Below are 13045 nucleotides of genomic sequence, written 5' to 3'. Positions count from 1 at the left end.
AAGTATGGCAGATAATCTCATCTCATTGCTTTTCTGAACATGTAAAATATTAGGGGGAATATTATACAGGATAATGAGGATTAAGTTCTTTCAGTAAGCACCCATCAATTCATTCAGCATTTGGAGTAAGGAAAAAGAAGACCTTGAGAATTATGTCCTCAAGGTCTTTAAATATCTGCTTATGGTAACCTGTTATAACTTTAAGTCCTTGTCATTTATCTAGGTTAACTCTTGTTTGTACTTCCTCACTCGACAAGTATTGAATGTTATCGTATTCCCATCTCAAATATCGATTAATCGCTTGCCCCACTTCATCCCAAGTAGGACGGATGCAATCCTTTAAAATCTTATTAACTTCTAGTTCCAAAAAAGTTAGGTCAAATTTATTAACAATGAATATTGCCCTTCCATTAAAAAGATTATTTTCCCTTAAAAATTTCGCCAGAAATTCTGTCGAAATCACTTGGAAATGAAAACAGTCCGCCCCCTTATCATTTTCTTCTGAAATATAAGCCGTTGCTCTCACATTAAAATCAGTCTGCTCTTCTGGGTTTCCAATAAAATCAATACCTTTAAGTACAGGTATTATCACACTAATTCCACCTTTCAAATCATTTAACTTTAATATGAAAATTTCCACCATTATTATTCTCTAAGTTCAATTCTAGTGATCCATCTTTCTTATAGCCATATCTAGCAACAAATTTCCCATCTTTACTAATATATGTTGTATACCCATTTTTGGAAACACCTGTAGAATAGCCGCTACCCAAAAATTCTTTAACAATTCCCATAACCTTATCTTTAGCAACATAATCATCTGCTAATCCAGCAATACCTCTGCTTGTTTTCCCCATTGTAGCAAGTGTTTTAGCGCTCAAGCTACACTCGGAGTTATGAACCCATATCCCTATATCGCTAACAAAATAAGTATGGAACTCGTCAACCGTTATATTATAAACCATAACACGCTTTTGCAATTTTTCAATGTTGTGTATTATTAAATTACTACCGTCAGCTTGAACAAGTAGATCACCGATTTGAAGATCTTTAACAAACGTCCATCCTTTTCCATCAACCCAAAACGGATGATTATAAGTTGATTCGATAATTTGGTCGCCTATATAGATTTTGTATATCTCATTCGTCTCATGGTTAAATGTAGTGGTAACCCTTTTAAAAGCCTTTTCACCTGTTTCATCATTCTTCGAGAGAACCATATCTCCGACTTCAATGTCTTCAATATTCTTCTCCCCTTCGTCCGTTTGAACCTTCGTTCCAGCGGTGAAGCAATTGCATGCTTTTTGGGCTGCCTTTAATGCGTCGCCAGCTAGCTTGAATTCTTTTTCAACAACTTTCCCTTCTTTGTTGAGCAGTTGTAGCGTTAACTTTCCGCCCTTTACAACCTTTCCTAGGGGTATAAAACCTGCAATAGCTAGACCTTTGGCTAACGCAGAGGAATCAGGGTCTCGAAGGGTGTTTATATCATCTAAGATTAAGAAATTAGCAACGCTTCCTACCGGCCCACTCCAGCCTTTCCATGGATCTGTTGCTGAATATCTGTTCCCCGCAAAACCGCTCCAGCCCGCTCCCCATTCATGTCTATTTCCCGTTGGGTCTGTATAAATCAGCGGATTATTAATTACGTATGTGTACAAATTCTGCGTCAGCGGATTATCAATTTGTCCCTCAACCGTATCCTCGTTTAGGAACCGTCCCATACTAGGATCATAGTATCGCGCCCGCAGGTAATACAGTCCTGTCTCAGCATCATACACTTCACCAGTGTACTTGAAGGAGTTAGAGATTCCTTCCACTTGACCTGTAATGTTCCCCCACTCATCATAATTGTAGTTATTAACCACTGCTCCACTCGTATTCACAATCTGCACCACGTCGCCGTGGCCATTGTACAGGTAGTAATAGTCTTGGGCAGTCTTTTTGTCTTTCTTGACCAGTACCCGGTCACCACGGACAAAGTTCGCCTGCTCCACCAACACCCCGTTAACAAGTTTCCCTTCAGTGATCACTTGTCCCTGGAAGTTATAATCCACTTGCGTCTGCGTACTGCCATTAGTCTTCATAAATCGTAAGCCATCTGCATAATACTTGAAGCTCGTTGCTGAGCCTCCCTTAGTCATGCTGGTAAGAGTGTTCTGCAAATCATACGTATAATTGGTATCCATCGATTCAGGGCCTACGCTGCTTGTATCAGATACAGTCAGACGGTTGCCTCGCACATCGTAAGTATATTGAATCTGGCTGCCATTCGGACGTGTGATGGATGTCAACCGATTTAATGCATCGTATCCATAATAGGTCGTCTGTGCCGCCGCCCCGTTCCTTGACTCGCTAACCGAGGTACGGTTACCATTATTATCATAGCTGTAGTTGTAGCTTGAGAGAACCGAACTCCCCTTCGTATTCGTCAGCGTCTCCGTCCAGCCCATCGTCTTGTTATACGTATATTTGCTGATGAGCTTGCTTCCATCTGTCAAGGTTGGATATACAATGGTGTCTACCAGGTTATTGGCATAATAGCTATATTGTGCATTGACGTACGGATCATTGCTCAGCGTAGAACTTCCATTAGTCTGCACCTTTTCCAGGCGTACCTTGTTGTATTGAAACTTGGTGTAGAAGCTCATATATGAGTCATTTAATTCTGTCATACGGCCCAGAGTGTCAAGCTTGTTAGCAATGTATGCTGAGTGAGTACCAGATTGTACATATGCGGATCTGACCTGACCCAAATTATCAAAGGTTTGGGTTAGAGTAGCAGCAATGGCCCCATTCTTAAGAGCTTGTATTTTCTTTGTCTGGGAATTGCCTGCAGATTGGATTATCTTTGTTTCTTCGGTTTGCGCTACATTGTTAATCTTTCCGCTAATGAAACTTTTTTTCAGTTGGCCGCCTTCGTCATACGTATATCCGAACGCACTTCCGTTGCGGTCTGTTTTGGATTCCAGTTGACCAAGATTGTTGTACGTATAGCTCTCACTCTGTGAGGCTCCATCCTGCTTCACATTAAGGAGACCCAATTCATTGTACGTTTTGGTATTAAGCATTTGCGGCGAACCATTGTTGGCTTGGATGGTTACTGCTGACAGCTGGCCGTTACCATCGTATGCGTACCTAGTTGTTTGATTCAAAGCATCCTTGACAGCAATCAACCGGTCGAGGGCATCGTAAGTATACGATGTTGTAACACCATCTTCATTTAGATTTCTATTCGGATCGGTATAGCCAGTGACGTTCCCTCTAATATCATACCGATAGGACTCACTAATTCTTTGCTGATTGGCAGGCCAGTCTTTAAAGGTGGACGTTGAAATTAAATTGCCCCATTCATCGAATTGCTGCTCGGAATAGTTTAGAGCTTCGCCTGTGATCTTATCACTGATATATTTAGTGCTCAAACGCATCTTGGTATTATAGTCACTAACCACGAGATCTCCATTGGCACTGGTTGCGCGGTTCTGTTTCCCCCAAACATCATACGTTGCTGTAATCTCATTACCTTCCGTATCCTTCTGATAGGTTGCCCGTCCCTGGTCATCGTAATGATAATGGGCAAAGACCCATTTTCCAACATTACTGTTCCAATGCTCTTCCATAAGGCCGAGACCGAGTCCGTTATAATACACAGCTGAATTAATCGACACCGAAGTGTTCGTGGCCAGATAAGTCAGGGTTTTAATGGTATTCACTTTTAAAACGAACGTTCCATCATTGACAGAATCAAAGTTTACCGAAGATTGATTATAATAATTGTAATCGATAACCTCTCTGAAGGTCTGACCGTCACTGTTGGTACGGATCGGATACGTTTCTTTTTTGGGACGGCCAGCTGCATCATATTCATACTCTACAATCTGGTTATTTCCATCTTTTTGGCTTTTTAAATTCCCCGTCCCAAGATCATAAGTCATATAGGTTTTGACAATTTTCTGATCCGGTTTGCCGATATTGAAATACTGTTGTTGTTCAGTAGGATACGCATAACGGCTTTCCGGCCCATACAGAGTTATATTTCTAGCAACAATTTGACCGTTGGCAATCTTCTCTGTCGTTACTTGAGAGATTCCACCCGATGTATTGCGGCTATCATAACTGTATGTGGTTTGCTCACCCAAAGCATTGGTTACCGTTGCCGGTCTGCCCTTATCTGTATACGTGTACCGTTCAGTCTTTGGAGCCGGGTCAGATTCATTCTGATACCAGGATGTTGTATCCAAGAATCGATACTTTGGTTCATATTGATATGTTGTAGTATAATGCTGCTTAATTCCAGGATTGTTATACTTGTCACTGGTTAACGGTTGTGTCTGACTTTGAACTAGCCCCCACTCATTAAGCTCTGTTTCGGTGTACTTCCGGTCAGCAGTGGCATCACTGTCTTGAGCGGAATATTCCGAGATCGTCGTGCGTATGGGTGATTGAGTAAATAACCCGTGAAATACTGTATTTTCAATTACTTTTCGTTCTCCGCCAGCTTCCCGGGTCTCTGTCCGCAGAACTCTTCCATCTTTATCAAAGGTATTTGTAGTTTGAATTCCGTTGCTAGGCGTATTACTTACTATTCTTGAAGTAGTACTAAACCGGAAGTCATTAGGTAAGTGATTAGGATATTCGTTAACTCCATTTCCGGTATAATCACCGTCATAGGAGTAATTCATTTGATAGTATGCCTTACTTCCAGTATAATCCCCTCTCGATTTCACACGATATTCAGTGACATAATCATACTGCTGGATTTTACGTGAAACACCTTCCATTTCATATTTAGTCGTAGAGTGAGGGTAACGAATTTCTTTCAGCAGTGAACTGAGATTATAACCATAAGTATTATAAAGATCTACCTCATTCCAGTAATCAAAATAGGTTTTCTCCCCGTTTTGGTCTGTGAAAGAGTACAGAACAGGGATAGCCCGTTTATAGGGTTCAACCAAAGCGCCGTTAGGCATGCTAGCGATCACTCTGCCTTTGGTTAAAACTACCTTCTGTACTTCACTTGGTCCATCATACACACTGAGGACAATATCATCTCCGTCAAAATTAGATGAGTTAAGAGTGTCTTCATAACTTATTCTAACCACTCGTCCAAGGGTATCGGTGATGGAAGACATATATCCAGAAGAAGAATAATTAAAAGTGATGGCATTACCGAACCGGTCAACAATTCCAATTAAATTACCACCGGTTGAATAATACTCTCGCGTCATGTCGGAGTGCTCAATGTATGCTGAAGATCTGTTTTGACCATTGCTGAATTGACCGTTATTCCACTGTTCGTTAACAAATCTCTTGTCTTTGCCTTTGTAATTAATCAATCCTGTATAATTTGAAAGTTCATCTATATTTCCGAGTTTATACGTATTTCCTTGTCCATCATGGTAATACGCAGTGTAATCATCACCGGAGTTTTGAATATAGGGGAACTGGAACGACCATCCATTTCCTATAGTGGGTACTCCATAGTTATAATCATGATCATACATTCCGAAATTCTGATTCCAATAGTAATTATGTGTGAAGGGAACCGTTTGATTGGAGTTGTACATAATCCCTACATCAAGATCCAAACCATCTACACCTGGCAAATGAAGCAGGTTTTTTTTGTAGTTCAGGCTGCCTGACACCGGGTCAACGACTTCACCGCTTTTATCGCGGTCGTTATACTGAGGCTTCTGAACCTGATTTATTTGGGCTTGGACAATCATATCATCAAGCACACTAGACACTGAAGCATCAAAAGCAGTAAATGAAGTTGGCGCAAATGCATTTTGCAGAGTCTTATCCTGTGTTTCATAAACGTCAGAAATCACGGAAGAGCGAGCATCTAAGGGTAGATCGCTTATAATTTCATCATAAACGTTCTTTACAACCGAGGAGCCAGAAGAGTTATCTTTTGACTCCAGTTGCATCAATGCTTGTACATCTTCCCAGTTAAGCTGCTTGTCCTGCTTCAACTTGAGAATGTCCACGGCTGTCCATTGCGTCTGCCCCATAACCAGGAAGTTCAGCCAGTACAAATCAATCATAGAGGCACCTGACTCGACTAGAGCTTGAATATCGTCCCGGCTCAAATCGGCAACAACTTGCAAAGCTTTCCGGGAAGCGTTTGGATTAGTTTTTTGCTTACTTGCTCTGGTTTGCAGAAGATTTTTTTTCTGGAGGATCTTATCTCTTAATGTCTGAAGAGCCTGTTGATTCGTGTCAGCATACACTTCATTGGATACTGAGACTTCTTCATCGGCAACAGGCTGCCCAGAGTTTAATAATTTGAATTCTCCGCTCGGTGGAGGTGTTGCGCTAGGCATAGGAACAAGTGAATCGGAAAAAAGCTTGTCCGGTGATTCCGGTGTAGGGGATGGAGTTGGTACAATTTTAGCTGAGAGTTCTTGGCTACGTTCTCCTGCAGCCGTTACTTGATTAACCGGCGGGAAACAGGATAACAACAAGACAATTGATAAAAGAATCGCTAGAGGCTGTTTTGCTTTCTTAAAGAATTTCAACATAAACTCTCCTGTCTTAATGAAGTTGTATAATGAATAGCTTTAATTCCTTACATCAACCGACAGCATTCCAATAATTCGGCTATTACCATATGCGTCATAGGAATAAACATGGGTAGAATAGGCACCTATTTCATTGTTATGTTTGTAATAAGGAATTCGAATTCTCCAGCTTGTACTGCTTAAACGTTCTCCCTCTATCCATGGTTCTTCAATATCGTCATGGCCATTTTTTTCAGTCCAGGTTGGAAAACGTACTGTTGCTACATTGGAAGGAATCCCATTAACGGTGATATCATAAAAACCGCTGCTAAGATACGCTATGTTTGAATACGTATATTTAATTGTATCGACTACATTAAACTCCCAAGCTCCACTATACTTTCCGTCTGCATAAACATGGGTTATATATCTGCCGAGCTCTGAGTTATGATTGGAGTAAATAACGGTTCCTTTCCAAACACCATTAGCTACTTTAACCCCTTCAATCCATTCAAGATCATCCTGATCTTTATTTGCAGTCCATGTCGGAAATTGAACTTTCTGTGTTTGGGGATCTAGGCCATATATGTATACATCATAGGAAACTCCTGTAATATCGGTCTCACTGGATCCTCCTGTTCCACCTTGAACAATAACAGTTGGACCATTTAAACCACTTGAATTGTTATACTTATCATAAAAATAAATATCAGTGAAGTAATTTCCTGTTTCAAAGTTATGCTTGCTGAATGGTACACGTATTTTCCAGGTAGTATCATTTAACTTTTCGCCTAAAATCCATGGATTCTCTAAGTCATCTTGCCCCTTATTTTCAGTCCAGGTAGGGAATCTGACTTCGCTGATGTTTCTTGCTACTCCTTCTACACTAATTTCGTAACTTCCATCTGCTAATGATGTAGTCTTGGGAGAAGTAACTTTTGCCGTATTTTGGACTTGTACAGTTAACATTTTCAACAATGTTCCGTCAGCATAAATATGGGTATTGTAAATCCCGGTTAATCCCCCGTGTCTGGAGAGTACTATTGTAGCTTTCCAGACTCCCGGCGCAATCTTCTCTCCATTAATCCATTCGATATCGTCCTGTCCGTATAATTCAGTCCAGGAAGGAAAGATTACTTGTTCTAGGTTTTCCGGGACTCCCTTTAAATAGATATCATAAGAGGCCGCAGAACTGCTAATAGTATAGGGTTCAGTTGAATGTGTAGTATATTTCTTTAAAACGTTCCCATTACTATCATAGCTATATGAAACAAGAGAATTATTCGGAAGAATCTCTGTTTCCAATCTTCCTTTATTGTAAATATTTATTTGTTGCTTCTGAATCGCTTCTCCACTATCAACCAAGATATATTCAGACACTGCTTCATCAGCAGCCATAACATATTCGCTCTGAACGATTGATAAGAAACAGAGTGAAAAACAAGTATAAATTTTTCTTAATAATTTTAATTCCCCCAAATAAAATCCACTCCCCTTTTAACTTTTTCATCACTCGATATAAAAGATATAATGTTATCTTCCTTACAAAAGCACACAAAAAAAGCCCATATTTCAATTCACAATGGGCAATCGTCGTAAGATGACTTAAGAACTATTGAATAGTTCCTTCTTATGCACTCCCCAATCCCAATCATATGACAATAATATAAAATTGGAAATAGTGGAATATTGTCGAATCATAGGAATTTTTGAATTATAGTGTCGAATCATTCACTCCTCCCCCCTCGCCGCCTCCCCATACTCCTGAATAATCAGCCTTCCGCCGCTGGTCTTCCATTTCTCGACCTCACCGGCGAAGCCGGCGGCGTCGATGTTGCCGAGAATATAGTTGTACGTGGCATCTGCGATGATGGCGGAGAGCTCGGCGTTCTTCTCATCATAGGTCGGCGAGGTTAGCGACACCGTGGGGTCATCGACGAGAAACTGCTCGTTATCCCGGCTGAGCTGGTCGGCCAGGGCGGTGAGCTGCTCCTTTTGTGCGACCTCCTTAATATGCGGATTGCCCACATCGGCGATCATCAGAGAATTGAGCGGATTGACCTCATACACCCGCAGCTGGGATGTCTCTTCGGGAAGGATCACTTTCCCCTCCCCGTCCAGCTTATAGTGACGGCCCTCGAAGCCGTAAGCCATCAAGTTGGCTACATCCTCATCCATCGTGCGGTCGAAGAATCCGAGCACCTGCTTCAGCTCCTGCTCGGTAGCAATGGCTTTACGTGAAAAGAGGTACAAGCCATTGTACTTGGGTATGGACCATACCTTATATCCGTCCGGACCCTTAATCCGGTTAATTAACGTCAGCTCCGCCTTGGGGTTGATCGCCTTGGCCTCAATGGATAGCCGCTGCACATCCGTCATGCTCCCGATGAAAATCCCCGCTGTTCCCTGGATGAACTTGTCGCGCTGTACCTCTTTGCTGGTCAGGGCAAAATCCTGGTTAATGATATGCTCCTTGTACAATTTACGCATGAAGTTCATCGTGTTCATATATTCAGGCGTGGCGAATTCCGGGACGAACTGTCCCTCTTCAATTTTCCAGTTATTTGGCGTGCCGAAATAGGAGCTTAACGTCTTGAATACCCCGTACACCAGATCGTTGCGGTCCACCAGTCCGAGGGTGTCTGCCTTGCCGTTGCCGTCCGGGTCATTCATAGTGAACTGCTTCATCACCTCATACAGCTCCTCCAGCGTTCCGGGCGGACTGAGGTGCAGCTTCTCCAGCCAGTCCTTGCGGATAATAATACCCTGCCGGGAGGCTGGTCTTTCTGTATAAAGGCCATAGATCCCCCCGTCCACCGAAGTCTGCTTAAGAATCGCCGCATTGAGCTGACTGAGATTCGGAAATTCCGCCAGATAGGGACCAATCTCCCAAAAAGCGCCGGAGCGGATCATATTCTTAACCGGATTATAATCGGTGAATTTCACGAACGTCACTTTGCCGAGGGAGCCGGTGGTCAGTGCGGTATTCATTTTGTCTGTGTAGACGCCCTCCGGCACCCAGGTGATATCGAGCTGAGACCCGGTCAGTTTCTCAATCTCGGCGATCAGCTCCGCCGAAGGCGTCTGCGGAAAATGCAGCGGTGCCAGAATCGAGATCGGCGCCGGGGCACCCGCTGAATCGGAACGCTCAGACTCCCCCCCGCTGCAAGCGCTTAACATCATGAACGATAAAAACAGGATGAAGCACCCTGCTAGAGTATTCTTCCTGCCCGTTAACCGGTTGAACATTCCATAACCCCCTGAAGCGTAATATTTATCTGCCTTAGAAGCCTATCTATTGAATAATGTAGCTTATGTATGAATGATTAGAGAAAATGATTATTGCGGCACCAGATGATTATTGTTATTATCCTTCGTGATGCATACACTTAAGACAGTGATTTCCATATTTCATGCAAAGGTGCTGAACGCTGTTGAAACGTCTTAGCTTTCTCAGTAAATTAACTATGTTCGCGTTCGCCATCAGCATCCTGCCGGTGCTGTTCATTGGTTCGTTCTCCTACTTCACATCCTCCAGCGAAATTCAAAAAAATGTTAACGAAAGCAAAAAGGAACTCATTTTACAAATCACCTCAAATGTAGAACATAAGCTGAATACTGTCAACCAGACCTTGAACCAGGTCGTGAACTCTTCGGTGCTGAAGAAAGCGATGAACAACCCTCTAAATGAAAACGATTTCATTTTATATAACGACATCCGCAATGAGATCCGTAATATGCAGTCCTTCGATACGCGGCTGGAGGATGTCATCCTGCTCAATCAGCGACAGAACTGGATGATCAAGAATTCCGGGCTCTACCGGTTAAATGAATACCGCAATTACGAGCAGCTCACGAATCTGCTGAATGTAGAAGGCAGCTCCTCCTGGGTGCTGAACCCCTCCTCCCTGTTCTACAGTGAAGAGAGCATTAACGTGACCGGCTGCAAGTACAGCATCAGTCTGATTAAGAAGCTGCCGACGACCAAGCTGCAGAAATACGGACTGGCTCTGGCCAATATTCCGGCCTGCAGTCTTCAGGACTTCATTAATCCTGATATGCAGCCGCTGGACAGTATTATGGTGCTGGATAAAAGCGGGCGGATTCTGCTGCATCCGGACCGCAAGCTGATCGGAGAGCCTGCCACAGCGGCCGGATTCACAGGCTTCGAGCAGATCGCCACTGCCGCCGAGCCGTCGGGACAGTTCAAGACCAAGCTTAATGAAGCCGATTACTCGATCACCTATATGCGTTCCCAGCTGAACGGCTGGATCTATCTGTCGGCCACCTCCATCAAGAGTCTGACCCGCGAATCCGGCAAAATCGGCACCTACACGGTATTCGTCTGCACGTTCATGCTGCTGTTGTCTGTGCTGCTGGCGTGGCTGGGCTCCAGGCGCATGTATACACCTATTGAACGGCTGCTCACACAGATTGGACTGCGCCGTCCCGGACTGCGGGCAGGGCGTACGGATGAATTCCAGCTCATCGGCGAGCAGGTGCATTCCCTGTTCCAATCGAAGTCACAGCTGGAGAAGGAGGTCAGCCAGCATCTCGGACAGGTGCGGACCTTTTTTCTGATTCAGGCGTTCGGAGGCAATCTGAGAAGACGCGAGCTGATGGAGGAGCTGGAGCAATACGGTTACGGCAAACAAGTCGAGGAATGGAAGACGATGGCTGTCATTACGCTGAGCATCGACTTCTCCGAAGAGAACAGCTATGAGAAAAAGGATCTCAATCTGCTGTTATTCGCAGCGCATAATATGACTCAGGAGCTGGTCTCTGCGCAGCACAGGCTAACCCCTGTGATGATGGGCCATGCCCTGACTGTCGTCATCGGCAGTGAGGATGAGAGTACAGAAGCTTTTCACCGGATGCTCTATGCGCTTACGGAGAAGCTCCAGCAGGAGATTAACGAGGTCCTGAAGCTGCAGGTCAGCATTGGGCTGAGCCTGCCGTTTCATTCGTTTGACAAAATGTCCATTGCCTACCGGGAGAGCCTGGAAGCACTAAAGCACCGGATTACTCTGGGCAAAGGCATCATTATCCAGTACGAGAATATTAACTCCGGCAAGCATTATCTTAATCTGAACTATCCGACCCATACGGAAAATGACCTGATGGATGCCATCAAGCTGGCGGACAGCGATAAGGCGAAAGAGCTGCTGCATAAGCTGTTCAAGTGTATTTTTGCGCTGGGACTGTCGCCGCAGGAATATCAGATTCCGCTGACCCGGCTGCTGAACAATACGCTCATTATGATGCAGGAATCGGGAATTACGCTGAATCAGATCTACCACGCGGGCGGTTCCCTGTTCGAGGAGCTGACCGATCTGCATATCGTGGCCGAGATTGAAGACTGGTTCTGGACCATCGTGATCCAGCCGGTTATCGTCATCTTCCACAGCAGGCAGAACGCCCAGTATCATAATATCTCCGAGAAGCTGATCGATATCGTCCAGCATGAGTACGACCAGGATCTGACGCTGGAGGAGTGCGCTTCGCGGCTGCATTATAATGCCAACTACATCAGCAGTGTGTTCCGCAAGGAAACGCAGTATTATTTCAGTGATTACCTGACTATGTACCGGTTCAAAATGGCCAAAAAATGGCTGGAGGAGACCGATATGCCCGTGAAGGATATCGCCTCCCGCCTGAGATACAACAATTCACAGAATTTCATCCGTTCCTTCCGCAAGCAGGAGGGGATGACCCCCGGCCAGTACCGGGACAGCTTCCACACGAAGCTTAGAGCGGTCCCGGGCGATGAGTAGGTGCCGTGCCTTCAGGCGGGGCCTTGAGCCTCTTCAGCTTTCTTTTTCTAATAAACCATGTAAGAAGTACGGCCAGAATAAGCAAAACAACGCCTGCTGCAATCGCAATATTCCTGATATCCGGTACATAGACTGCCAGCCGGATAGGCTCGGAATCTGCCAGCGATACATGCCAGGTCAGCGTGTTGCCGTCCTGTTCAGCCGCATTATTCTCACCGTATAGGTCATAAGGAATCGTTAATTTGAAATCCACGGAGAAGCTGCCCATCAGCAGGCGCACCAGTGACTTAGGGACATTCAAGCTGCCAAGGCCGTCAATAATCTCATCGGAGTAAGCGTTCAGTTTAGGCTGGGCCACCACGTCATATTTGGTATACAGCCACCTGTGCGTCTGTCCCACCTCAGCCTCCACAATATCGAAGCCGCTGCTGCTGTTCTTCAATTCCTCCATGGAGGCGTAGGATTTCTGAAATTGGTATTCGGTGGATTTGCCGCTTGCTGTCTTCTTCAGCTCTATGCCGGCATCCGCCAGCCGCTCCGAGAGCAGATCCTCCACCTTGCCGCTGACCAGCTTCTCTGCCCGGGCATCCAGCATAAGACTGAAGGCCAAATTAAGGGAGCCGTCCTTCTTCACGGTTACATGGGCCGTGCCTTGCGCGCAGCCTGTAAGCAGCAGGACAAGCATAAGCATAATCAATATTGCCTTAATTCGAGTACCGTTCAACCTGCGTTTCTTCAACCTCTGTCCCTCCATCCGCTGACTGTTGCTGG

6 protein-coding genes are annotated in these 13045 nt (G+C 44.5%); 1 reads left to right on the top strand and 5 read right to left on the bottom strand.

All coding sequences use genetic code 11. The annotated features are described in order from the left end of the window. Positions 1 to 211: 211 nt before the first annotated feature. The 4 genes from NSU18_RS25165 to NSU18_RS25150 form a co-directional block, all read right to left on the bottom strand. Positions 212 to 610: an Imm8 family immunity protein gene (locus NSU18_RS25165; protein ID WP_341150327.1), complete on the bottom strand. Its 399-nt coding sequence runs from the start codon at positions 608 to 610 to the stop codon at positions 212 to 214. 1 nt (position 611) lies between these two features. Then, the gene (locus tag NSU18_RS25160; protein ID WP_341150326.1) at positions 612 to 6518 is read right to left on the bottom strand and encodes a polymorphic toxin-type HINT domain-containing protein; all 5907 of its coding nucleotides are present in this window, start codon (positions 6516 to 6518) and stop codon (positions 612 to 614) included. Between the two features lie 42 nt (positions 6519 to 6560). Then, positions 6561 to 7979, bottom strand: a complete 1419-nt coding sequence (locus NSU18_RS25155) for a GBS Bsp-like repeat-containing protein (RefSeq protein WP_341150325.1) — start codon at positions 7977 to 7979, stop codon at positions 6561 to 6563. Positions 7980 to 8231: 252 nt separating this feature from the next. Further along, a complete protein-coding gene (locus NSU18_RS25150; protein ID WP_341150324.1) occupies positions 8232 to 9749 on the bottom strand; it encodes an extracellular solute-binding protein in 1518 nt (505 codons plus the stop codon). Positions 9750 to 9934: 185 nt separating this feature from the next. Between NSU18_RS25150 and NSU18_RS25145 the strand changes: the two genes are divergently transcribed. Then, on the top strand, positions 9935 to 12274 hold the full coding sequence (locus NSU18_RS25145) for an AraC family transcriptional regulator (RefSeq protein WP_341150323.1): 2340 nt from the start codon (positions 9935 to 9937) through the stop codon (positions 12272 to 12274). Here NSU18_RS25145 and NSU18_RS25140 read toward each other — a convergent pair. Continuing rightward, complete coding sequence (locus NSU18_RS25140) at positions 12249 to 13013, bottom strand: hypothetical protein (RefSeq protein ID WP_341150322.1); 765 nt, start codon at positions 13011 to 13013, stop codon at positions 12249 to 12251. The two genes, NSU18_RS25145 and NSU18_RS25140, sit on opposite strands and share 26 nt — an antisense overlap. Between the last annotated feature and the right edge of the window lie 32 nt (positions 13014 to 13045).

Origin of the sequence: Paenibacillus sp. FSL H8-0048 (genome assembly GCF_038002825.1) — a bacterium.
GTDB lineage: Bacteria > Bacillota > Bacilli > Paenibacillales > Paenibacillaceae > Paenibacillus_AQ.
The sequence above is the reverse complement of the archived record's forward strand: the minus strand, read 5'-3'. Positions and strand labels throughout refer to the sequence as shown.